This is a genomic window from Anoxybacillus tengchongensis, from assembly GCF_014201585.1.
Lineage (GTDB): Bacteria > Bacillota > Bacilli > Bacillales > Anoxybacillaceae > Anoxybacillus > Anoxybacillus tengchongensis.
In genome coordinates, this window is record NZ_JACHES010000008.1 from 22,771 (window position 1) to 47,561 (window position 24,791).

At 40.4% G+C, this 24,791-nt stretch carries 20 protein-coding genes and 1 other annotated feature; of the genes, 9 read left to right on the plus strand and 11 right to left on the minus strand.

The genetic code is table 11. The annotated features are described in order from the left end of the window. The first annotated feature begins 35 nt into the window (after window positions 1-35). The 3 genes from HNQ82_RS09625 to murC all read left to right on the plus strand — a co-directional run bounded on the left by HNQ82_RS09625 (window position 36) and on the right by murC (window position 4,796). Window positions 36-2,153 (plus strand): DNA translocase FtsK, encoded by a 2,118-nt coding sequence (locus HNQ82_RS09625; protein ID WP_183249181.1) that lies wholly within the window; start codon window positions 36-38, stop codon window positions 2,151-2,153. A 71-nt stretch (window positions 2,154-2,224) separates the two neighbouring features. Next, a complete protein-coding gene (locus HNQ82_RS09630) occupies window positions 2,225-3,334 on the plus strand; it encodes a nicotinate phosphoribosyltransferase (RefSeq protein ID WP_183249183.1) in 1,110 nt (369 codons plus the stop codon). Window positions 3,335-3,494: 160 nt separating this feature from the next. Next, window positions 3,495-4,796, plus strand: a complete 1,302-nt coding sequence (gene murC, locus HNQ82_RS09635; protein WP_183249185.1) for a UDP-N-acetylmuramate--L-alanine ligase — start codon at window positions 3,495-3,497, stop codon at window positions 4,794-4,796. A gap of 8 nt (window positions 4,797-4,804) precedes the next feature. Here murC and ytxJ read toward each other — a convergent pair whose 3' ends face one another. From ytxJ to HNQ82_RS09650, 3 genes are read right to left on the minus strand one after another with little or no spacing between them, the layout of a single operon-like run. Beyond that, window positions 4,805-5,134, minus strand: a complete 330-nt coding sequence (ytxJ, locus tag HNQ82_RS09640) for a bacillithiol system redox-active protein YtxJ (RefSeq protein WP_055440119.1) — start codon at window positions 5,132-5,134, stop codon at window positions 4,805-4,807. Beyond that, window positions 5,121-5,450, minus strand: coding sequence for a YtxH domain-containing protein (locus HNQ82_RS09645; protein ID WP_183249187.1), 330 nt, complete (start codon window positions 5,448-5,450; stop codon window positions 5,121-5,123). Before HNQ82_RS09645 ends, ytxJ begins: the two co-directional genes overlap by 14 nt. Window positions 5,451-5,462: 12 nt before the next feature. Beyond that, window positions 5,463-5,855 carry a DUF948 domain-containing protein gene (locus HNQ82_RS09650; RefSeq protein WP_183249189.1) on the minus strand — a complete coding sequence of 131 codons (393 nt, stop codon included), beginning with the start codon at window positions 5,853-5,855 and terminating at the stop codon, window positions 5,463-5,465. Between the two features lie 130 nt (window positions 5,856-5,985). Here HNQ82_RS09650 and HNQ82_RS09655 point away from each other — a divergent pair, with 130 nt between their 5' ends. Beyond that, the gene (locus HNQ82_RS09655; RefSeq protein WP_032100405.1) at window positions 5,986-7,101 is read left to right on the plus strand and encodes an aminopeptidase; all 1,116 of its coding nucleotides are present in this window, start codon (window positions 5,986-5,988) and stop codon (window positions 7,099-7,101) included. 23 nt (window positions 7,102-7,124) lie between these two features. Here HNQ82_RS09655 and HNQ82_RS09660 read toward each other — a convergent pair whose 3' ends face one another. Next, on the minus strand, window positions 7,125-9,281 hold the full coding sequence (locus tag HNQ82_RS09660; protein ID WP_183249191.1) for a cell division FtsA domain-containing protein: 2,157 nt from the start codon (window positions 9,279-9,281) through the stop codon (window positions 7,125-7,127). Between the two features lie 150 nt (window positions 9,282-9,431). Between HNQ82_RS09660 and HNQ82_RS09665 the strand changes: the two genes are divergently transcribed. Beyond that, entirely contained in the window at window positions 9,432-10,514 is a 1,083-nt protein-coding gene (locus tag HNQ82_RS09665; protein ID WP_035047540.1) for a bifunctional 3-deoxy-7-phosphoheptulonate synthase/chorismate mutase, read from the plus strand. Window positions 10,515-10,669: 155 nt separating this feature from the next. Further along, the gene (gene ccpA, locus HNQ82_RS09670; protein ID WP_055440116.1) at window positions 10,670-11,668 is read left to right on the plus strand and encodes a catabolite control protein A; all 999 of its coding nucleotides are present in this window, start codon (window positions 10,670-10,672) and stop codon (window positions 11,666-11,668) included. 99 nt (window positions 11,669-11,767) lie between these two features. Here ccpA and HNQ82_RS09675 read toward each other — a convergent pair whose 3' ends face one another. The 3 genes from HNQ82_RS09675 to HNQ82_RS09685 are packed head-to-tail and all read right to left on the minus strand — an operon-like array spanning window position 11,768 to window position 14,233. Continuing rightward, window positions 11,768-12,940, minus strand: coding sequence for an acetoin utilization protein AcuC (locus HNQ82_RS09675; protein ID WP_183249193.1), 1,173 nt, complete (start codon window positions 12,938-12,940; stop codon window positions 11,768-11,770). Continuing rightward, complete coding sequence (locus tag HNQ82_RS09680; RefSeq protein ID WP_183249196.1) at window positions 12,937-13,581, minus strand: acetoin utilization AcuB family protein; 645 nt, start codon at window positions 13,579-13,581, stop codon at window positions 12,937-12,939. The genes HNQ82_RS09675 and HNQ82_RS09680 overlap by 4 nt, the downstream gene beginning before the upstream one ends. Before the next feature lie 19 nt (window positions 13,582-13,600). Further along, a complete protein-coding gene (locus tag HNQ82_RS09685; protein WP_003398366.1) occupies window positions 13,601-14,233 on the minus strand; it encodes a GNAT family N-acetyltransferase in 633 nt (210 codons plus the stop codon). Window positions 14,234-14,400: 167 nt separating this feature from the next. On the opposite strand from HNQ82_RS09685, the gene acsA reads away from it, so the two are divergent. Continuing rightward, on the plus strand, window positions 14,401-16,119 hold the full coding sequence (gene acsA / locus HNQ82_RS09690; RefSeq protein WP_183249329.1) for an acetate--CoA ligase: 1,719 nt from the start codon (window positions 14,401-14,403) through the stop codon (window positions 16,117-16,119). A 25-nt stretch (window positions 16,120-16,144) separates the two neighbouring features. Here acsA and HNQ82_RS09695 read toward each other — a convergent pair whose 3' ends face one another. Beyond that, window positions 16,145-18,931, minus strand: coding sequence for a transglycosylase domain-containing protein (locus HNQ82_RS09695; protein ID WP_183249198.1), 2,787 nt, complete (start codon window positions 18,929-18,931; stop codon window positions 16,145-16,147). A 138-nt stretch (window positions 18,932-19,069) separates the two neighbouring features. Beyond that, window positions 19,070-19,294: a binding site (T-box leader), on the plus strand. 51 nt (window positions 19,295-19,345) lie between these two features. Between HNQ82_RS09695 and tyrS the strand changes: the two genes are divergently transcribed. Beyond that, window positions 19,346-20,605, plus strand: coding sequence for a tyrosine--tRNA ligase (tyrS, locus tag HNQ82_RS09700; RefSeq protein ID WP_183249200.1), 1,260 nt, complete (start codon window positions 19,346-19,348; stop codon window positions 20,603-20,605). A gap of 37 nt (window positions 20,606-20,642) precedes the next feature. Here the strand turns inward: tyrS and rpsD are convergent, their stop codons facing one another. Then, window positions 20,643-21,245 (minus strand): 30S ribosomal protein S4, encoded by a 603-nt coding sequence (gene rpsD / locus HNQ82_RS09705; RefSeq protein WP_055440111.1) that lies wholly within the window; start codon window positions 21,243-21,245, stop codon window positions 20,643-20,645. A gap of 372 nt (window positions 21,246-21,617) precedes the next feature. Between rpsD and HNQ82_RS09710 the strand changes: the two genes are divergently transcribed. Further along, entirely contained in the window at window positions 21,618-23,474 is a 1,857-nt protein-coding gene (locus HNQ82_RS09710) for a diguanylate cyclase domain-containing protein (RefSeq protein ID WP_183249202.1), read from the plus strand. Between the two features lie 27 nt (window positions 23,475-23,501). Here the strand turns inward: HNQ82_RS09710 and HNQ82_RS09715 are convergent, their stop codons facing one another. Continuing rightward, a complete protein-coding gene (locus HNQ82_RS09715) occupies window positions 23,502-23,987 on the minus strand; it encodes a GAF domain-containing protein (RefSeq protein ID WP_183249204.1) in 486 nt (161 codons plus the stop codon). A gap of 13 nt (window positions 23,988-24,000) precedes the next feature. After that, entirely contained in the window at window positions 24,001-24,789 is a 789-nt protein-coding gene (hisJ, locus tag HNQ82_RS09720) for a histidinol-phosphatase HisJ (RefSeq protein WP_183241990.1), read from the minus strand. Window positions 24,790-24,791: the final 2 nt, after the last annotated feature.

Consider the following 24,791-nt stretch of genomic DNA (forward strand, 5'->3'; position numbering starts at 1 on the left):
AAAACCGAATGTACAAAAGAAAGAGTGAGGATGGAATGGGTTGGTTAAAGGCATTATTTCGTTATTTATTCGGGGAACAGCATGAGCCAAAAAAGATGCGAAAACAACAACAGTCCGTACCAACGAATGAATATAAAGAAATAGAAGCAAAAGTCGTTTATGAATATCCGAGAGGAAAATTTCGCTTTCCATTAATTCCGGATGAACCAAAGGAAAGAATAAAAGAGAGAACATATGAGCAAAAAAACGATTCATTTAAGAAAAAAACGTATCGCATAGAGCGAACAGAGAGTGAATCACGCACGTTTCGCCCGACAGATGTGCCATCGCCTGTATTTGGTTATAAGCGAATAGAGCATGTCGAACGAAAAAAAGAACATGATGTCGTTGTTGAATTTGAACTTCCGATCGTTGAAACGGTCGAAACAAACGAACGTGTACATACACAAGTAGAGGAGTCAGTAGAGAGACAGCTTGTTGACGAAACAACTGAACATGCGCACACGGCGGTAAGTGAGCCACTTCATGAAGAGAAAGAAGTTGTTTATGAAACGGAAACTGCTGAAGAACACATGGAGCAAAATCAGGAGGAAGAAACGAAAGAACAGGAACGGGGAGAAGCAAAAATCGAACAAGTTCATGAGGAAAGAACGCGACAACGAAGTGGTGTACCATATAACGTCATGATGTTAAAACAAGATCGAGAAAAATGGAAAGAGCGACAGCAAAAACAATCATATGTATTCCCGTCATTATCGTTGTTGCATGCACCAAGTATACGTCATGAAGATGATGAAGCGTGGTTAAAAGAACAAACAGAGCGATTAAACGAGACGTTCAAAAACTTTAATGTTGGAGCGACAGTCGTTCATGTGACTCAAGGTCCAACGGTTACTCGTTTTGAAGTGCAACCAGAACTTGGGGTAAAAGTGAATAAAATTACGAATTTAGCGGATGATATTAAATTAAATTTAGCGGCCGTGGATATTCGTATAGAAGCGCCTATTCCTGGGAAAAACACGATCGGAATTGAAGTACCTAACCGATCAAGCCGCCCTGTTTTTATTCGTGAAGTGTTACAAAGCGAGGTGTTTCAGCAATCAGACTCTCCGTTAACCGTCGCTTTAGGATTAGATATTTCGGGAAAACCGATTGTCACCGATTTAAAAAAGATGCCGCACGGGTTGATTGCGGGGGCAACTGGATCAGGAAAAAGCGTATGTATGAATGCGATGTTAGTGAGTTTATTATACAAAGCAGCACCACACGAAGTAAAGTTATTGTTGATCGATCCGAAAATGGTCGAACTTGCACCATACAATCATATTCCACATTTAGTTAGCCCGGTTATTACGGATGCAAAAGCGGCAACGGCAGCATTAAAATGGGCTGTGTCTGAAATGGAACGGCGATATGAGTTATTTGCACATACCGGTGTGCGCGATATTGTACGTTATAACGAATTAATACGAAAAGCTCAAAAACCGGAACAACATTTACCGTATATCGTCATTGTCATCGATGAGCTTGCAGATTTAATGATGGTTGCCCCAGCTGATGTGGAAGAAGCGATTTGCCGTATTGCTCAAAAAGCGCGAGCATGTGGTATTCATTTGCTTGTTGCTACACAACGACCATCTGTTGACGTCATTACAGGTTTAATTAAGGCGAATATCCCTACACGCATTGCCTTTTCTGTATCGTCGCAAATCGATTCGCGTACAATCATTGATATAAACGGTGCGGAGAAATTACTTGGACGAGGCGATATGTTATTTTTAGAAAATGGAACAGCAAAACCAGTTCGTTTACAAGGCAACTTTGTATCGGATGAAGAAATAGAGCGTGTCGTCGCCCATGTACGACAACAAATGGAACCGTCTTATTTATTTCAACATGATGAGCTATTGCAACAACATGTACAGGCTGATGAAGATGATGAGCTGTTTTATGAGGCGTGTGAGTTTGTTGTTCAACAAGGCGGTGCTTCAACATCAAGTTTACAACGTCGTTTTCGTATCGGCTACAACCGAGCGGCACGCTTAATTGAGATGATGGAGCAACGTGGCATCGTATCGGCACCGAAAGGAAGCAAGCCGCGCGATGTGTTAATTGATGAACAACATCTCGAGCAACTACAAGATACAATTTAGATGGAGTAGTCGTGAAATAGAAAACATGCTATGCTAAATACGTGAAAACGATGGCTGAAGGGGAAAGCAAAATGAAGGAAATCGAGTTGAAATTACAAGGGAAAATTAAACGACTAACAAATAAAACGTTTAAATTTGATGAGCGTGTGCGAGATGGCTGGTTTTCAGCTGTGTATTTTTTAAAAACACGTGAAATCGTTAAGGAATTTCGTCCAAATAATATGGTTACGATGCAATTTTTTCAAAAAGAACATGCTGTCTTATGTGGAACGGATGAAGTCATTGCCTTATTGCATACATTTGCTGATGAGCCGGAAAAATTGGAAATTTATTCATTGAAAGACGGCGATAAAATTAGTCCGTTTGAGACGGTGCTGACTATTACAGGCCCGTATCAAAATTTCGGGTATTTAGAAGGCATTATTGACGGGATTTTAGCTCGCCGAACATCTGTAGCAACAAACGTGTATAACGTCGTTAAAGCAGCGGCATTATCTGGTGTGCAAAAACCGGTCATTTTTATGGGGGATCGTGATGACCATTTTATGATGCAAGCTGGTGATGGATACGCAGCCTTTATTGGTGGCTCAACTGCTCAAGCGACACATGCGATGAACGAATGGTGGGGAAAACAAGGCATGGGAACGATGCCGCATGCGCTCATTCAATTGTTTGATGGCGATGTAGTTGCGGCAGCGAAAGCGTATCATGCAAAATATCCAGACGATGATTTAATTGTGCTTGTTGACTACAACAACGACTGTATTACAGATGCGCTGAAAGTTGCGCGTGAGTTTGGAGATAAATTAAAGGCGGTTCGTGTTGATACGTCGCGAACGATGATCGATCAATATTTTATTCGCCATCCGGAAGTGCTTGGTACATTTGATCCACGTGGCGTAAACCCTCCTCTTATTTTTGCTTTGCGTGAAGCGCTCGATCGTGAAGGATTTGAACATGTAAAAATCGTTGTAAGTGGCGGGTTTAATGAGCAGCGTATTATTGAGTTTGAAAAACAAGGTGTGCCCGTTGATATGTATGGTGTGGGAAGTAGCTTGTTAAAAGTGCATATTGGTTTTACGGGAGATAATGTATTGTTAAATGGAAAGCATCAAGCGAAAGCAGGTCGACGTTATCGTCCGAACCCACGTCTTGAAAAAGTAGAGTATACACCTCAGTAACACGGAAAAACTGATAGAAGAACGTTCTTCTATCAGTTTTTCTTATCATCGTGGACAAACGATGGTATAATGAAGTTTGTTACATAAGATGAAAAGAGCAAAACGGAATTTGTGTCATATACTGAGATATAGATCAACGATAGTTGGTGGAGGTTTTTTTATGACTATTTACCATTTTGTCGGCATTAAAGGAACTGGAATGAGTGCACTGGCACAAGTATTACATGATATGAAATGTGTCGTGCAAGGGTCAGACTATGATAAGCGATTTTTCACGCAAGAAGCGTTGGAAGAACGTGGAATACCTATTTTTCCATTCAGCGCCCAAAATATTCAAAAAAATATGGTTGTAATTGCTGGGAACGCCTTTCCTGATACACATGAAGAAATTGTAGCAGCTCGTGATCTTGGTGTACCTGTCATTCGCTACCATCAGTTTTTAGGTGAGTTTTTGCAAAAATTTACGAGCATCGCTGTGACAGGTGCTCATGGAAAAACATCAACAACTGGGTTGCTTGCTCACGTGATGCAAGGAGCAGAACCGACATCATATTTGATCGGTGATGGTTCTGGAAAGGGAAGAGAAGGGAGCAAGTATTTTGTATTTGAAGCGTGCGAATATCGTCGACATTTTCTAGCGTATTCACCTGATTATGCGATTATGACAAATATTGATTTTGATCATCCAGATTATTTTGCCAATATTGAAGATGTGTTTTCGGCGTTTCAACAAATGGCATGGCAAGTGAAAAAAGGAATTATCGCCTGTGGAGATGATGAGTATTTACAAAAAATTCAGGCTAAAGTTCCTGTTGTCTTTTACGGTTTCGGCGAAGATAACGATTTCCAAGCGCGAAATATGGTGAAAACACAGGAAGGGACATCGTTTGACGTATTTGTGCGCCACACATTTTTTGCATCTTTCCACATTCCGAGGTATGGCGATCATAACGTGCTTAACGCGCTCGCTGTGATTGCGCTTTGTCATTATGAAGGAATCGATGTAAGTATTATTCAAGAGCGACTAAAAACGTTTCCTGGAGTAAAACGTCGCTTTCATGAAAAGCTGTTCGGTTCACAAGTGCTTATTGATGATTATGCGCACCACCCTACAGAAATACGCGCAACGATTGAGGCGGCAAGACAAAAATACCCGGATCGTCAAATAGTTGCAATTTTTCAGCCGCACACATATACACGCACACAAACGTTTTTACATGAATTTGCACAAAGTTTATCATTAGCAGATGCGGTATATTTGTGCGATATTTTCGGATCTGCCCGAGAGCATCAAGGGAAACTATCGATTGAAGATTTACGCGCCAAAATTGACGGTGCAAACCTTTTGCATGAGGAGCAAGTGGATGTTTTAAAACAGCATGAACACGCTGTGCTTATTTTTATGGGAGCAGGCGATATTCAAAAATTCCAGCAGAAATACGAACAATCCGTTCACGTATAAAAAAGCAACTATGATTCGCCCATAGTTGCTTTTTTCATTTGGTCATATGTGACGTTCCAATGGGAAGCATGCCACGCCACCCCTTTATCAGTGACCCATAATGCTTGAGGAGACTCATGTTTTACTTGAAACACTTCTGCGACATGTTGTGACAAAGGACGAGAGTGTTGCACATGTAAGTAATATGCATGAATGTGCGGAAAATCTTTTGTAAAACGTTCGAACTCCACCCATGCCCGATGGCTAATTGGACATGTCAGACTATGTTTCATCAATAAAAATGGACGATAGGACGAACAAATTTGTTCGAATTGTTCAATTGTTTCAATTTTCTCCATGTGCATCAATTCCTTTATTCAAACGTTTTTCGACATCGTTAACTGCTTGCTCCGTTTCTTTTAACAGCTGCTCGACATCTGATGAAGGAAGCGGAATAGGGATAGAGGAAAACGGCTTTTGCTCCCCTTGCTCCTTTTGTTCCTCTATATCATGTGACACGTTTTCCTTTTCATGTTGTTGCCATCGCTTTATGTTCGTTTCGGTAAACTCTTGCAATAGTTGTTTTCCACGTTCACTTGATAAAAATAATGTGGCAGCTGCACCAGCGATTCCACCAACAATTGCACCAAGTAGAAAAGAACCATTTTTAGCCATATAAAAACCTCCTTATTTTCGCTTCTCTTTCCATTTTGTCCATATTTCAATAAGTGTTTGGCCCCATTGAATGGCTTGCGTAATTTTTTTTTCGTTTGTTGTTAGTGTTTTGGAAATGGAGTTGTTAAATGTTTGAACGGTAACACCGACTTGTTTGACTGCATCAAATACACTTTGTAAGCTCTCCGCTTTTTTATGCACGTCATCTGCGAGCGCGTTCGTCTTATGTAGTAATTGTGCCGTTTCTTTTCCGATTTCATGCATTTGTTTTTCAACTTCTTCAACGGTTTTCGCAACATGTTGCAACGTTGTTTGAAGCGTTTTTAATGTTTGGATGACATAAACGACTAAAATAAGAAAGGCGATCGCGATGAGTGCAATACTGCCGTACAAAACAATATTCATTATGAAAAACTCCTTTCTGTCTATCCTACATTTCCTTCGACAAAAAGAGAAAAAATCCTGCAAAAAACCCAAAATTTTTTGTAGATCGGTTACAATATACATGTACATATGATGGAATGGAGGAATATAAATGAAAGATCCGCGTATTGAAAAGTTAGCGAAAAATTTAATTCATTACTCGTTGCGTTTACAAAAAGGAGAAAAAGTATTAATCGAAAACTTTGGATTACAGCGGGAGCTTGTGATCGCGCTTGTGCGCGAAGCGTATGCTGTAGGTGCTTACCCATTTGTTTCGTTAAAAGACCATCAAGTCGATCGCGCGCTTTTGCTCGGTGCGCAAGACGAGCAGTTTGACATGATGGCTGAATTTGAAGCGAATGTCATGAAACAAATGGACGCTTACATCGGCTTGCGTGCTGGAGATAATATTAACGAATTTGCTGATGTGCCAGCGGACAAAATGAAAATTCATGGGAAGACGATTATGCAAAAAGTGCATCGTGACATTCGCGTACCGAAAACGAAATGGGTCGTCCTTCGCTACCCGAATCCATCTATGGCACAGCTTGCAAAAATGAGCACAGAGGCGTTTGAAGATTTTTATTTCAACGTATGTAACTTAGACTACGGAAAAATGGATAAAGCGATGGACGCCCTCGTTGAATTAATGAATAAAACTGATCAAGTACGCATTACAGGACCGGGGACAGATTTAACGTTCTCGATTAAAGATATTCCTGCAGTAAAATGTTCAGGACAAATGAATATTCCAGATGGAGAAGTGTATACGGCTCCTGTTCGTGATTCGGTTAATGGTACTATCACATTTAATACACCTTCTCCTTATCAAGGATTTACGTTTGAAAACGTAAAATTAACGTTTAAAGATGGAAAAATTATTGAAGCAACAGCAAACGATACAGAGCGCATTAATCAAATTTTTGATACAGATGAAGGTGCGCGCTATATTGGTGAGTTCGCAATCGGGGTAAATCCATACATTCAACATCCGATGCAAGATATTTTGTTTGATGAAAAAATTGATGGAAGCTTCCATTTTACACCGGGACAATGTTATGACGAGGCGTACAACGGCAACCATTCAAACATTCATTGGGATATGGTTATGATTCAGCGCCCAGAATACGGTGGTGGTGAAATTTATTTTGATGGTGTGCTGATTCGCAAAGATGGCCGTTTTGTCCTCCCAGAATTAGAACCGTTAAACCCAGAAAACTTAAAATAAAAGAAAAAGCAACTATGGCTCGTTCATAGTTGCTCTTTCTTATGCCAAATAATTTCTAGTCGATCTCCTGGTGCAAGCGGTTCATAAAATGTTGTCGGTTCACCGTTTTTGAGCAACGTAAACGTTGTCGATGCTCCATGAGGAATATCAACTTGGACGTATTGGAATATATCTTGAAAAATGAACGGTTCCATTTTTTGTTCATTAAATTCAAGTTCATCCTCATGGTGAACGAGATCATCTTCTTCAAGTTGTTCACCATTGCGATAAAACGTACCGATTGACTTTGTTAATGTGAATGTTTCACCATTAAATATAATCGGAATAGAATAATAAAGTTTTATTTGTTTTGCTTCAGCAATTTGAGCGATTGTTCGCTGCTTTTTTTCATGAACAATAATATGATCGCCGTCTTCAAATGTTGTATAACGTTGGCACTCAATCCCGTTTCGATACATCGTTCCGCACCATTCAGGAAATGTTACGGTTTTGCCATTTAACGTGATCGTAAACGGTTCGAGTTGTTTGAGCAGATCGTTGTTTTTTGTTGCGTGCAAAAGTTGTTCAATCGTTTCTGGCATACGAACGACAATGTCGTCGCGGTCATATAACACCTCGTCGAGAGAAACATGTTCGCCATTTCGGAAGACGAGCGGCTCAATAGTATACAGTTGTCCGTTAATCGTCACTTGTTTTATCGGCAACGACTCTAGTAAGTCACAAAGTTGAATTGTCGCTTGTTTGCCGTCTTGTCCTTTTTCAACAACGATATGATCTCCGTTTTTAATTGGTGTGTCAAATGTCGCTAATTCACCATTCTTTAAAATTGTTGGTGGTTCTCCATGTGTCCCAGGAATTGTAATCGTCTGTCCATTTAACGTGATGACGCAAGCTAAGCCCGGTTTCCCATATAGCTTACGTAATTGAATGCCCGCAGCTAGTAGGGCATCACCGATCGACAGTTGTTTCATATCAAATAAGCGAATGGTTTGTCCATTTACATGAACGGTTACGTACTGGATCGGTGTTTGCTTTGCGGCAATGGCAATGCCAATTGGGGTGACGAGTTCCGGGCGATGTTTCATTTCTTCTTGATCGATGTGCAATTTTTGAATAGCATCAATACCACGAATAGCGACACGATTTTCAGGAAGATGGAGTTTTTGAGCAAGCCGCTTTGGCAGTTCAGGTGTCAAACTCCCTCCCCCCACAAGCATGACTGCTTTTGGAGATTGATGATTATTTAATCGTAAAATTTCTTTGCTAATCGCATCAGCGAGTCGATCAATCGCGTCTGAAATTGTTGCAATCATTTGTTCGCGAGGCACTTCTGTTTCAAAACCGAGAATGTCTGTAATCGTTACCGTGTCCTTTGAATGTAAGTCACGTTTTGCTTGTTCAGCAAGAGGAAAATCAAGTAAATATGCGTCTGAAAGCGCTTCTGTAATTTCGTCTCCCGCTATCGGTACCATTCCGTAGGCAATGACTGTACCTAGATTTGTAATCGCAATGTCAGACGTTCCTGCACCAATATCTACAAGCGCAACATTTAATCGTCGCATCGTTGGAGGAATAAGCACATTTAGTGCGGCGATCGGCTCAAGTGTTAGCGCCTCCATTTCTAAATGAGCGCGTTGTAATGCAGCAAGAAGTGATTCAACGACAAGCTTCGGTAAAAATGTGGCAATTACTTCAACGCTTGCGTCATCTCCTTGTTGATCAATTAAGTTGCCAATTTCCTCGCCATCAATTTCATAGCGCGTTACCGAATAGCCAACACAATAGTAGTGATGACTTTTTTCGTTAGATGATTGTTCAGCCAACGTCATTTGAGCTTGTTGAACTGCAGCGAGTTCTAAGTATGTCACATCTTCATGTGTGAGCAGAGGCTTCCCTTTAATGGATATATTCGCTCTTCCTTTTTCTGTTTTTAATGAACGTCCTGCGGCTGCAACGCATACACGCGTCAGAGGTCCGTGTCTCTCCTCTAACGTTTTTTTTATGTCAAGAATAACGTTAGAAACAGCAAGTACGTCGTGAATTTGTCCATCAAGCATCGCCCGTTCTTCATGCTCTTTTATGACAATGTCTTCAACTTGATATTGTCCGTCTGTTTCCTTTAAAATAATGCCAACTACTGAACGCGTACCAATGTCTAGTGCAAAAATCAAGCTTCCCACCTTCTTTTTCGAAAATTAAAAAATTCTTTATTGCTTAAACGCGTTTTATAAATAAAGGGGTGACAACTTTATCCACTTCGTTTATAATAATCTCTAATTATATAGAAATGTACCATATTTTTTAGCTTATATAAAGAAAGGATGAGATGTATGAGTAACGAACGATTAGATGAGTTGAGAGCGAAGGTTGATGAGTTAAATTTACAGTTGTTAAAGCTAATTAATGAACGCGGTCGGGTTGTTCAAGAAATTGGAAAAATTAAGGACGCCCAAGGTACGTATTTCTATGACCCTGTTCGTGAAAGAAAAATGTTAGATTTGATTTTAGAGCATAACGATGGGCCATTTGATACGGCGACGTTAAAACATATTTTTAAAGAAATTTTTAAAGCAGGGCTCGATTTACAAGAAGACGATCATAAAAAAGCATTGCTTGTATCAAGAAAGAAAAAGCCAGAAAATACGATTGTCGATGTAAAAGGAGAAAAAATCGGCGACGGTAATCAATATTTCGTTATGGGACCATGTGCGGTTGAAAGCTATGAACAAGTGGCAGAAGTGGCACAAGCGATCAAACGACACGGGCTAAAATTATTGCGCGGTGGTGCTTACAAACCACGCACTTCACCATATGATTTCCAAGGACTTGGCGTAGAAGGGTTGAAAATTTTAAAACGTGTAGCAGATGAGTTTGATTTAGCAGTCATTAGTGAAATTGTAACGCCAGCAGATATCGAAACAGCGCTCGATTATATTGACGTCATTCAAATCGGGGCGCGCAATATGCAAAACTTTGAGTTGTTAAAAGCGGCGGGTCAAGTAAATAAACCGGTGTTGTTAAAACGTGGATTAGCTGCAACGATCGAAGAATTTATTCATGCTGCTGAGTACATTATGTCGCAAGGCAACGGACAAATCATTTTATGTGAGCGAGGCATTCGCACATATGAAAAGGCGACGCGCAACACGCTTGATATTTCAGCCGTACCGATTTTGAAAAAGGAAACGCATTTACCTGTTTTTGTCGATGTCACACATTCAACAGGACGACGCGATTTACTTTTACCTTGTGCGAAAGCTGCGCTTGCCATTGGGGCAGACGGGGTCATGGCCGAAGTACATCCAGATCCTGCTGTTGCGTTATCTGATTCTGCACAACAAATGGATATTGATCAATTCAACGAGTTTATGGAAGAATTAAAATCGTTCCAAAAACAATTTGTCAAAGCGTAAAAACAAAAAGCTGGTGATCGTTCACCGGCTTTTTCTTATGAATTTATTTGTGAAAACGTTGCACTTAGGTAATCATTTATCGTATGATAATTTTACATAAAATTGCGATGTACGACAGTTTTCGATATATAGAGTGCAAAAAAGGAGTGTATGTGATGAATGTAACAATTTATGATGTAGCAAGAGAAGCAAACGTGTCGATGGCAACCGTTTCACGTGTCGTAAATGGGAACCCAAACGTAAAGCCTTCAACGCGCAAAAAAGTGTTAGAAGTGATTGAGCGGCTCGGTTATCGTCCGAATGCGGTAGCACGTGGATTGGCAAGCAAAAAAACAACTACAGTCGGCGTCATTATTCCAGATATATCAAGCATTTTCTTTGCGGAAATGGCGCGTGGCATTGAGGATATTGCAACGATGTACAAGTATAACATCATTTTAAGCAACTCTGATCAAAATAAAGAAAAAGAGTTACATTTATTAAACACAATGCTTGCCAAACAAGTTGATGGCATTTTATTCATGGGCGGCGATGTAACTGAAGAACATGTTGAGCAGTTTAAAAAGTCAGATGTACCGATCGTATTAGCTGCAACAATTGAAAAAAACAATATTATTCCATCTGTTAACATTGACTACGAGCAAGCAGCGTATGATGCGGTGCATATGTTGATCGAAAAAGGACATAAACGCATTGCTTATGTAACAGGACCGTTAAACGATCCGATTAACGGATTAAAAAAATTAGCTGGTTATCGTCGCGCCTTAGAAGAAGCGAATATGGTTTATGATGAGGCGCTTGTTGTGGAAGGAGATTATACGTACGATTCAGGCATCGAAGCATACGAAAAGTTAGCTGAACTTCCACAGCGACCAACAGCGATTTTTGTTGGAACCGACGAAATGGCGCTCGGCGTCATTCATGGGGCACAAGATCGCGGTGTACGCATTCCCGATGACTTAGAAGTTGTCGGTTTTGATAATACGCGCTTGGCAACAATGGTTCGCCCGAAATTGACGACGGTAGTCCAGCCGATGTACGACATTGGGGCCGTGGCGATGCGTTTATTAACGAAATATATGAATAAAGAGCATGTCGACAATCACATCGTTGTGTTGCCACACCGAATTGAATATCGCGATTCGACAAAATAGGTGGCTAACTAGATTTTTTCTTAAAGAAGAACGCGTATTTCGCGTGAGTATAAACATAGAAAAGGGTGTTCGCTACTTTCGGAACACCCTTGTTATTTTTTATAAGTTTAACCGTTGTTTGTTGCTTCGAATTGGCTGAAGTGCTTTCATAACGGTTTGTGCATTTTTTTCCGTAATTTCTGCTTTTCTTGGAATGGGTGGATATAAGTCTTCTGGGTCATCCCATTCGAGTGGCAAAGAAACAGGAGCACGAGGTTGCCAACGGGCAATCCATTCTTTCGGTAAAGGTCCAGAAATATCGGATTGTTCTGTCATTTCGAGCCACAATAGCGCCCATGCACGTGGCACAACGCGCCAAATGTCGTATCCGCCGCCACCAACTGCGATCCAACGACCGTTACAATATTGATGCGCAATTTGATGTGCTAGTTTTGGAATTTCACGATAAATGCGCATGGACGCAGATAAATGAGTTAACGGATCGTAATAATGGGCATCGACACCGTTTTGCGTCAAGATGACGTCAGGACGAAAAAAATCAGCGATTTCAATTAGAGCTTCCGTATATGCGGCGAGCCACGACTCATCTTCTGTAAACGCATCAACCGGAATGTTGAACGAATAACCGTATCCTTTCCCTTGCCCCCGTTCATTAACGTTTCCTGTTCCTGGAAACAAATAGCGGCCTGTTTCATGAATCGAAAATGTACATACATTCGGGTCATCATAAAACGTCCATTGTACCCCATCACCATGATGTGCATCAGTGTCAACGTATAAGACGCGCACACCATATTTTTCTTGCATATATTTAATGGCCACAGAGCTATCGTTGTAAATGCAAAAACCGGATGCCTTGCCTCGGAATCCATGATGGAGCCCTCCGCCCAAACTGAGCGCGTGTTCAGCTTTGCCAGAGAGGACATAATCGACGGCTGTTAACGTCCCACCAACAAGAAGAGCGCTCGCTTCATGCATGTTTGGAAAAATCGGTGTATCTTCGGTTCCTAATCCATAATTGAGCGCAACATCTTCTGATAGTTGACCCTTTCCTGCTTTTTTTACTGCTTCAATGTAATCTGAATCATGCACAAGAGCTAATTCTTCGTCTGTCGCTAGGCGTGGTGCTACAATTTGTCCGTCATGTAGCGCGCCGAGTGTTTGCAACAGGTCATACGTCAGTTTGACACGTAGTTGATTAAACGGATGGCGATCATGGAATTTATACGTTTGGAACGCATCGGAATAAACGAATATGCTATTTTTGCTCATGATGAAACCCCCGGCAAGTTTGGCCATAATACGTCGTATCCTTGTTCTTTTAAATCATCAATAATCGCCATCGGGTTCATCGTTTGAATGCGAAACACGAGCACTTTATACATATCATCTCGATCAGGATAGACAAGAACACTTAAAATATTAATGTTTCTTTTTTGAAAAACAGAGGCGACTTCACTTAACATACCGGTGCGGTTCGGCACTTTAATTTCAATTTGCGAACCTGGTTGATGAGCCCCTGTTAATTGTACAAGTGTATATAACAAATCACTTTCTGTAATGATGCCGACAAGTTTATTTTTTTGAACTATGGGCATACAGCTAATGCGGTGTTCATAAAATAAAGCTGCTACTTCTTCAACGAAGTCAAGCGGATGCCCTGTAATGACGTTTGTTTTCATAATGGTACTTAACGGCTTTTGTAAATCCTCAAGATGTTCGTTCGCATGAAAAATAGATGGACGTGCATCGCGCAAATCGCGATCCGTAACGATACCAACGACACGATATTCATCATCAACAATTGGTAAATGACGAATATTTTTTTGCTTAACAATGTTTAGTGCATCAGCAATTGTATTTGATGGCTTTAATGCGATAACATCCGTTTTCATCATTTGTTCGACAATCATTTCCCCATCCCCTTTGTTTTTAATACATAAAGCGGTTCATAAAACGGAGCTGATCGAATTTTTGGATCGATTGTTGATCGACGCGTTTTCCGATTCGAGCCATTAAGCAGTTTGCCGGATGTGAACAAATTTCTGGATCATCCGTTGCATACCAAACAAGCCCACCTGCGTTCATCATTTTCTCCATTACTTTTCGATATTCCCATACGTTTAATCCGGTTCGTTTTAAATCCCAATGCCAATAGTACTCCGTTGTAATAATGATGTAATCTTCCATCGCATCGTCCATCATAGCTACTTTCAATAAATTTTTCCCAACGCCGCAGCCTCTAAAATCTGGAATGACCTCGATTGCACCAAGCTCGATTAAATTTTCCATCTTCCCTTGCGACCATCTTTCAAGTGGGTCTGGGTATAAAAAAGTGACGTAGCCAACGATCGTATGACCGTGGCGGGCAATAATAATTCGTCCTTCTGGAAGCCCAGCAATTTCGATGAGTGCTTGATGTTGTTGATGCGGTTGTCGAAACGCTGTTAAATCATGATGAAATTCATAGCTAGCCAATTTTTCTGGAGAAATTGGTCCTTCAATAATTAACGTTCCTTTCGGTGTTTTTAATTGTTTTGCGTTATATGTTTTTTTATGCTCCATTGCCCCACCGCCTACTGAAATAATCTCAATTCAATTATACATAAAAAAATAAAAATTAAATCGTTTTCACAATAAACATAAATGAAAATTTTTTAAAAATTGAGAATTTGTTTATAGTATAATATAATACGAATGTAAACACTTCAAACAAGGGGGAGTTTGGGATGATTAAAGTGGAAACGCTACCAGTCATTCAAGGGGATTTCAACTTGAAAAACTATGAAGAAACGTATCAAACGTTTGACTGGTCCGAAACAGAAAAACATTTTTCGTGGTATGAAACGGGCAAAGTAAACATGGCTTATGAAGCGATTGATCGCCATGTAGAAACGTTTCGAAAAAACAAAGTAGCCTTGTATTATCGCGATGCGACGAGAGAAGAAAAGTACACATTTAAAGAAATGAAAGAGTTCTCAAACAAAGTAGCCAACGTATTAAAAGAAGTGGCCGATGTAGAAAAAGGTGACCGCGTCTTTATTTTTATGCCTCGCTCGCCTGAACTATACTTCTCTGTGCTTGGTGCGATTAAACTTGGGGCAATTGTTGGGCCTCTTTTCGAAGCGTTCATGGAAGGCGCAGTCCGTGACCGTTTAGAAGATAGCGAGGCAAAAGTTATTATTACGACTCCTGAACTTTTACCGCGTGTACCTGTAAATGAATTGCCAGCATTAAAATACGTATTTTTAGTTGGCGATGACATTAAAGAAGAAGGTCCGTTTTTTGATTTGAAAAAACGAATGAACGCAGCAAGCAAACATTTTAATATTGAATGGGTCGGACGTGAAGATGGGCTCATTTTACACTATACATCTGGATCGACAGGAAAACCAAAAGGTGTATTACATGTGCATAACGCCATGATCCAACATTATCAAACGGCCAAATGGGTATTAGACTTAAAAGAAGATGATGTATATTGGTGCACAGCCGATCCAGGTTGGGTGACTGGAACATCATACGGTATTTTCGGTCCATGGCTTTGCGGAGCATCTAACGTCATTGTCGGCGGTCGCTTTAATCCTGAGGCGTGGTATAAAACGATTGAAGATTATGGTGTAACGGTATGGTATAGTGCACCGACAGCATTCCGCATGTTAATGGGTGCTGGGGACGAGCTTGTGAAAAAATTTGATTTACGTTCACTTCGCCATATTTTAAGCGTCGGTGAACCGCTCAATCCAGAAGTTGTGCGCTGGGGAATGAAAGTATTTAATCGTCGCATTCATGATACATGGTGGATGACAGAAACAGGAGCGCAACTCATTTGCAACTATCCGTGTATGGAAATTAAACCTGGATCAATGGGGAAACCGATCCCAGGGGTTAAAGCAGCGATCGTTGACGATCAAGGAAATGAGTTACCGCCATATCGCATGGGGAATTTGGCGATTAAAAAAGGTTGGCCGTCGATGATGCGCGCGATTTGGAACAATCCACAAAAATACGAATCATACTTTTTACCTGGTGATTGGTATGTTTCTGGTGATTCGGCATATATGGACGAAGACGGATACTTCTGGTTTCAAGGTCGGATTGATGATGTCATTATGACAGCGGGGGAGCGCGTTGGTCCATTTGAAGTAGAAAGCAAGCTTGTTGAACATCCGGCTGTTGCAGAAGCTGGTGTCATCGGAAAGCCGGATCCGGTACGCGGTGAAATTATTAAAGCGTTTGTTGCTTTACGTGAAGGGTACGAGCCATCTGAAGAGCTAAAAGAGGATATTCGCAACTTTGTAAAAAAAGGTTTAGCTGCGCATGCCGCACCACGTGAAATCGAGTTTCGCGATAAATTGCCAAAAACGAGAAGCGGAAAAATTATGCGTCGCGTCTTGAAAGCTTGGGAACTAAACTTACCGACAGGCGACTTATCAACAATGGAAGATTAAAAAAATCGGGCTATGCCCGATTTTTTTAATTGGTTGATGGCTGTTCTTCTGTTTGTGTTTCTGTCGTTTCTCCATTTGTTGATTGCCCAGGTGATGAAGCAGGAAGCATACGAACGATATTTGACGGATTCGATTCCAATCCAGCAATATCGACAGCAGTAACGTAATACATACCTTGTCTTAACGGTACGCTTTTTTGTTCTCCTTTGCGTATCGTTGCCATGACTTGAAACGGAGCTGTTTCCGATGCTGTATAGTATACACGATATCCAATGACATCTTGTTCGTGATGTTCGCTCCAAACGAGCGTATTTTCTTTTTGATGTACAGCTAGCGGATCTGGCTTTTTTCCGTTTTCTTGAAGCGTTTTTGCGACAAATACATGCTTCCATTGATCATTTTGTGGAAGCAATTTGCTCATATCCTTTATATGTTGAATTCCCCATTGTTCAAGTAACGAAGTGCTGATCATTATGCCTTCTTTTGTCAATTCTTTTGGTGTTGTCGGTAAGGCTACGTATCGTTCTCCGTTTAGTTCAACGAAAGTTCCACTCACTAAATACGAGTCTTCTTTTTTCGGTACAAATGCGGCATTAAACAAGTCACTTTCTATAAGTCCGAATCGTTTACAAGTTTCCGATGGGAGCAATCCAGAAATAGCGCAATACGAACGTTTAACAATTCCGCCTGGCATGTGGAACCGCTCTTTTGGTGCAATAAGTTCTGGGCGAATATCATATGCCCCGTTCATTAACTGTGCCCATAGCAATAAATTTCTTTGGGAATATGACAATCCTTTATAGCTCTTTTCTAGAGGCTTTGGTGTATCGTATCCCATCCAAGTGCCGAACGTGACATGTGGATTTGTTGCGACAAACCAAGCATCTTTCGTATTTTGGCTCGTTCCTGTTTTTCCTGCCCAATCGGCTGAAAATTTTAGTTTGCCATTTAAGAAAGCTGCTGTGCCAGAACGAATGACGTCACGCATCATATCAATTGTTAAATAGGCTGTTTGTGGCGAAAATACTTCTACTGGCTTTGTTTCATGCTCGTATACGACATTTCCATTTTTATCGACAATTTTTTCAATTAAATACGCGTCGATGAACTTTCCACCATTCGCAAACGTAGCATATGCGTTTACATTTTCTTCAATCGTTACCCCTTTTGTTAAACCGCCAAGCGCAAGCGACAAGTTGCTTCCATCTCCTGTTGTTAAGCTTGTAAAACCCATTTTTTCCAAGTATGAAATGGGTCGTTGATCGATGATGCGCGCATATGTCCGAATAGCAGGAATGTTATACGATTTTTTTAGCGCATGGCGAACCGATGTTAAGCCATGCGTTTTTCCATCTGCATTTTTCGGACGGTACGGGCCTTGTTGCGTTGGGATTTCCAAATCGACATCCGGAATAACAGATCCAGGTTGAACGATACCCATTTCCATTGCTGGTGCATAAACAAGAAGCGGCTTCATCGTTGAACCGTTTGAACGATACGCTTGTGTTGCGTGATTGAGTTGTTCCCGTTTATAATCTCGTCCACCGACAAAGCTAATGATTCGGCCCGTTTTGTTTTCGATTAGCATAGCCCCCACCTCTACCGGTTGACGAACGGAAATGATTTGTCCTGTTTTTTCATCCTTTTTGCGAACGACCGTATCGCTCCCAAAGTACGGATATTTTTCAACAATTGCTTGCATTCGCTCATATATGTTTTTATCAATTGTTGTATAAATTGTATAACCATTTTGGCGTAGTTGCTTTTCTGCTTTCTCAGCATATTCTTTATATAGTTGATCGTTTGAGCGCACATCTTGTCGTTCATATCCGTCTTTTTTTGCTAATAGATCAATAAAAATATCTTTTGCACGTCGTTCGATTTCAAACGTGAGCCACGGATACTTTTCAACAGGAGAAGGTAAGGAAGACACAAAATCTTTCGTAATGTCGTACGCTAGCGCTTCTTTATATTCGTCTTCCGAAATGTATCCCGCTTTTTTCATACGCGATAATACAGTTTTCATCCGATTTAGCGCTGGGGATAAATCGTTTTTCAACTCCCCTTCGCTTGTAAACGGTGTATAGCGAAACGGACTTTGTGGTAATCCTGCTAAAAAAGCCGCTTGTGGCAACGTTAGTTCCTTCGCATCGATGCCGAAAACGCCTTTGGCAGCAGCTTGAACGCCGGCAATATTTCGTCCTGATGCGTTTCGTCCAAACGGCACAACGTTAATATATGCTTCTAAAATTTCATCTTTCGAAAAAAACTTCTCAAGGCGTAAAGCAAGCAACACTTCTTTTGCTTTTCGTTCAAATGACACTTCGCTTGTTAAAATTTGATTTTTTACAAGTTGTTGTGTTAATGTACTTCCTCCGCTACGCATGGAGGAGTTTGTTGCTTCTTGAAAAATGGCACGTATAATAGCTTTTGGTACAACCCCTTTATGCTCATAAAAATGTTCGTCTTCTGTTGCGATGACCGCTTGAATGAAATAAGGGGAAACTTGTGAAAGTTTGACTTCGTCACGTTCTAAATCTGAACGAAAATAGCCGAGATACTCGCGATTAGCGAAGTAAATATGTGTTGTTTCTTCATAGTTATAAATATCTTTTTTCATCTCTTTGTACGGAATCGGTTTGACATCTTTCACAAGTGAGGCGAAATATCCTGCACCGACACCGAAGGCAAAACTGAACGCACATAAACTGACAATCAATATAATTAAACATATATTCCAAATGACCTCGTATGTAATTGTAAAATGACGCCATAGTTTTTGCCATGAGAATCGGACTTGTTTTTCTGACATGGTGACCTCCCATCCGTATTGTATTTTCATTATTATATCATAATTTGTCTGTTCGTATCGGGGAATGTCTAAATTTGTTTGAAGATCTTGACAATGGTTTATGATTTATGATAAAAGAGAGTATGCTAATATGTAAATAGTCGAGCGATGAGCGGAATGAGTAGTGCTTATCTCCCTGCGAACAGAGAGCTAGTGGTTGGTGCGAACTAGCGCATAGGTGAGCATGAATTACCTCCGTGAGCATCTTTTGCGAACCGCTTGTGCGAAAGTAGCAAAAGACGGTGTAGACCGTTATGTCAATGAAGTGAGAGAACATGTCCGTTCTCTAAGTAGGGTGGTACCGCGATGAAACTCGTCCCTTCGTGTGAAGGGCGAGTTTTTTTGTTTGAATCCAAAAAGGAAAGGATGGTTGGAATGAATTTGCTTCAAGACTTACAATTTCGTGGTTTAATTAATCAAGTGACGGACGAAGATGGGTTAAAAGCACTGTTGGTAGAAGAAAGTGTAAAAGTATATTGCGGTTTTGATCCAACGGCAGATAGTTTGCATATTGGTCATCTTCTCCCGATTTTAATGTTGCGTCGTTTCCAACAAGCAGGTCATCAACCGATTGCGCTCGTCGGAGGAGCAACAGGACTCATTGGAGATCCGAGCGGGAAAAAAGCAGAGCGAAAATTGAATGAAAAAGAAACTGTTGCATATTACAGTGAGCGAATTAAACAACAGTTAAGTCGCTTTTTAGATTTTGACAATGACAATAATCCAGCTATTATCGCAAATAACTACGAATGGATTGGTTCGCTTGATGTTATTACGTTTTTGCGTGATGTTGGGAAAAACTTTGGGATTAACTACATGCTTGCGAAAGAATCTGTACAGTCGCGATTAGAAACCGGTATTTCATTTACAGAATTTAGTTATATGATTTTACAGGCGTATGACTTTTTAAAGCTGTATGAAATGTACGGCTGTAAGTTGCAAGTAGGCGGTAGTGATCAGTGGGGGAACATTACAGCCGGATTAGAGCTCATTCGGAAAACAGAAGAAGATGCCAAAGTGTTCGGATTAACTGTTCCGCTCGTAACAAAAGCAGATGGAACGAAATTCGGGAAAACAGAAGGTGGGGCTGTATGGCTTGATGCTGATAAAACGTCGCCATATGAGTTCTATCAATTTTGGATTAATACAGATGATCGTGATGTTGTAAAATATTTAAAATATTTCACGTTTTTATCGCATGAAGAAATTCTCGAATTGGAAAAACAAACGGCTGAAGCCCCAGAAAAGCGTGCAGCCCAAAAGGCGTTAGCTGCGGAAATGACACGCCTTGTTCATGGAGAGGAAGCATTGAAGCAGGCGATTAACATTTCTGAAGCACTCTTTAGCGGGGACGTATCCAAACTCACAGCAAATGAAATTGAACAAGGTTTTAAAGATGTACCATCGTATGTATGTCATGAAAAGGAAGTAGCACTTATTGATTTGCTCGTTGCAAGCGGTATTTGCCCATCGAAGCGCCAAGCGCGTGAGGACGTCACAAATGGGGCTATTTACGTAAATGGTGAACGTGTACAAGATGTAAGTAAGATGATGACAGAAGAAGATCGCATGGAAGGCCGATTTACAATTATTCGTCGTGGTAAGAAGAAGTATTACTTAATTCGTTATGCATAAAAAATCCTCTCTGCTATAAGCAGAGAGGATTTTTTCATTAACGAGAGTAGAACTCAACGATTAATGCTTCGTTAATCTCAGCAGGCAATTCAGAACGTTCAGGGAAACGAGTGTAAGTACCTTCTAATTTGTCTGCATCAAGCGTTAAATAGTCAGGTACGAAGTTGTTCACTTCAAGCGCTTCTTTAATAATTTGAAGGTTGCGAGACTTTTCGCGAACAGAAATCGTTTGACCTGGTTTCACACGGTAAGATGGAATGTCAACGCGACTGCCATCAACTAAAATGTGACCATGGTTGACTAATTGACGAGCTTGACGACGAGTGCGCGCGAAACCTAGACGGTAAACAAGGTTGTCTAAGCGAGACTCGAGTAAGATCATAAAGTTTTCACCATGTTTACCATGCATTTTACCTGCTTCTTCAAACGTTTTACGGAATTGACGTTCGTTTACACCGTACATATGGCGAAGTTTTTGCTTCTCTTGAAGCTGCATGCCGTATTCAGATAGTTTTTTGCGTTGTCCTGGACCATGTTGACCTGGTGGGTAAGGACGTTTTTGTAATTCTTTACCTGTGCCGCTTAACGAAATACCGAGGCGGCGAGAAATTTTCCATGTTGGACCTGTATAACGAGCCATAAATGCTCCTCCTTTGTTTTTATTTTTGGTAAAATAAAAACAGTCGTGCCTCACCATTCATCGCCATTTTGTTTTCATGTATCCTCGCCCTAGCAGCTGAGAGTTACACGATACAACCTCCGATGAGAGAATGATGCTCTCTATGGGGAACAAAATGGACATACAAATGTGAGCACAAAGGCTGCAATATTTTACACAAAGGCTATTATAGTTTTTTTTTGCGTCTGAGTCAATAATTTTTGTATAGTCTTTATCATAAGGATTATGGTATGATATAATCAATAGGTCCTCAGTTTCAGAAATATTACAGAAACTCTCATTTTTTTATTTATATGGTTCATACATATAAAGAGAGGAAGTACGTGCGGGTGAGTGAAAAAAATGAACGTTCAAGAACGCAATCAATATGCAATATTTAAGCAAAGGTTTTTTGATTGGTTTTTAAGTGAAGAAGATTTTACGGATTTACCTCGCATGATTCAAGCACTAATTGCCCTACTGAAACACGAATTTCGTTTATTAGATGTTACGTTTTACACGTTGAACCCGTTTAAGCATGTCTTTGAACCTGAAATGACGACAGACCGGACGATTGAACAGCAACGAGAAAAACACATCATTCCATTTGATGATCAGTTGAAAAAACAATTTGATGATGTTGTGATTTTGGATAGTGGTAACGAAATCAAAACGGTTCAATTTGGTATACATTTTTCAGAAGATTCATGCGGACTCGTTCGTTTTCAGCTGCATGAACGAGATATGTTGCCGAAAGCGTTTATCAAACAAATGAAACGTGATTTTTTAAAAGTGTTTGCTCGCATTCGTAAAGTGTCCGAAGTGTTAAGCGAAGAAAAAAGATATGAACAGTTACATCGGGCGGCAACAAAAATTCATGCATCGATGAATATTGGAGATGTGCTTGAAGAAATTGTGAAAACATTAAAAGAAGTGTATCCGACGTTTACGTGTCATTTATTTTTATCGTATGATAGCACGACAGATCGTGACTTGCCGATTAAACTACTGACGTTTGAAAATGAAGATGAGCATATGGGGGCCATGCAAGCGTATGTGACGGGACAAATCCAACTTCACGATTCGCTCGTTCATAAAAAGTCTGTCATTTATGCTCCGATTAAAGGGGCGCAAGGGATTTACGGTGTCATTGAAATGATTGCGCCGACGATCATGGAACTTCCAGAGCGGGAAATGCGATTTATTTCGTTACTGGCAAATACGGCTGGTAGCGCATTAGAGAATGCAAAATTATATGAACAATCGAAACGATTAATTGCTGATTTACAACTCATTAATGAAACGATTCACCACTTAAATACAAATTTACGTTTCCAAGATGCGCTACAATTTATGATTGAAAAAATTAAAACATCGTTTGATGCGCAGGAAGTCGGTTTTATTATTTTACAAGAAAAAGAGCGAAAAGTACTTCCTGGTAGTACGGATTTTTTTCAATCACGTGAAGCAAAGCCATATGTTGATTTCGTTTTTCATCGCATTCAACATCCGCGTGATACGTTATTTTTAGGTGATGTAAAAATTCATAGCAACTATACGAAACGTTTTCGTTCGCTGATGGCTGTACCGATGATGCGCGGGATGATGAAAGGTGTAGCGATTGTTTTACATCAAGAAGCATATCATTTTTCATTTGATATGTTTAAATTGTTGCAGTCGCTTATTCATCATTCGACATTGGCATTTACAAACGCAGCGTTGCGCGAAGAACTCGAACGAATGGTCATTACAGATCGATTAACGAATTTATATGCACGTCATTATTTAGATGAACGTATTCAACGTTCGATGGAAGAGGACGGTCTAGGTACATTTATTTTAATAGACATTGATAATTTCAAAAAAATAAATGATACGTACGGACATCAAGTTGGTGATGAAATTATTATTCAAGTAGCGAATATTATTAAAGCAAACATTCGCCAAAATGATATTGGGGCTCGATGGGGAGGAGAAGAACTCGCCATTTATTTACCAAAAGTGTCTATTAATGCAGGTTTATCTATTGCAAACCGTTTAGTACAAAAAGTTCGTGAGTTGACAAATCCTCCTGTGACCATTTCTTGTGGCGTATCGTATTGGAAGAAAAATCGCGCAGATTCCGTGAAGGAGCTATTCAATCGTGCCGATGAAGCGTTATATACCGCGAAACGGACAGGAAAAAACCGCGTTGTTGTGCAAGAATACTAAAAAGAGGCCAGTTTATCGGCCTCTTTCTTATATGTCGAGATAGTGAACGAGCGTTTGAACAAACCGTTGTAAATGTTGTTCATCTATTTCATCGAAACGATTTTTTATTGGACTGTCAATATCAAGTACACCAATGATACGGCTATCTTTCATCATTGGAATGACAATTTCAGATTGAGATGCTGCATCACATGCGATGTGACCCGGGAACGTATGAACATCCGCAACGCGTATCGTTCGTCTTTCAGCAGCGGCTGTTCCGCATACCCCTTTGCCGAATGGAATGCGCACACATGCTGGCAATCCTTGGAATGGTCCGAGCACGAGTTCATCCCCTTCAGCTATATAAAAACCGACCCAATTAATATCGTGTAAAAAGTAATTCAATAAAGCGGAAGCATTCGCTAAGTTCGCTACAACATTTTTTTCATCCGAAATTAACGCTTTTAATTGTTCGATGACAAGTGTGTAATTTTCTTCTCTTGTCCCTTTGTATGTTTGTGCATGAAACATGTTTTTCACTCCTCTATATCAACATATGTTCGACTCCTTGGTGAAGGCCAGCAACCGAGTGGGCATCTGAGCCATACACGAGAGGAATACCGCGTTTGACGGCTTCTTTTACGACCCAATGAGGTGGATATGGCTCTAAACAGAGTGGTTTTACTACCCCAGCCCCGTTATAATCGAGTTCCAATTGCCGATTTTTCATTTCATCAAGAATGTGCGTAATGATTTTTGCTTCATCGTACTCACACGGATAGGCGCGTTGAAACTTGTGAATAAGCGTGAGGTGACCGATGCGTTTTGGTTTGTATGACCCTAAATCAGCAACGACAGAAGCTAAAACGGTTTTGTAATATGCATCATATACTCGTTCAATAGATTGAAAAGCTGCAATGATGTCGCCAAACATTTCTTCGCTATAATCGATACACATGTATCGATCGTCAATGAGTAAAAAATGAACAGATAAAATGCTGTCGTCTAATTGTGGACCAATTTTATTTAAAAATTCCTTCGTTTTTTGTTCATATCCGACGATAAAATCAACTTCTAATCCGATGCGGATACGAATATGTCTTTCGTACTGTTTTTTTAATGATTGTAAAATTGATACGTATGATGCTAGCTGTTCTTCTTTCATCGCGCTATCTTGGTAAGGGGTTGGGTCTATAAATCCTTTCGGAAGCGGTGCGTGTTCGGTAAATGAAATATCTGTATAGCCAAGCGAAATGGCTGTTTCGATGTATGTATGCAACGCATCATCGCTTCCATGAGGACAAAACGGTGTATGAATATGTCCGTCACGCACGT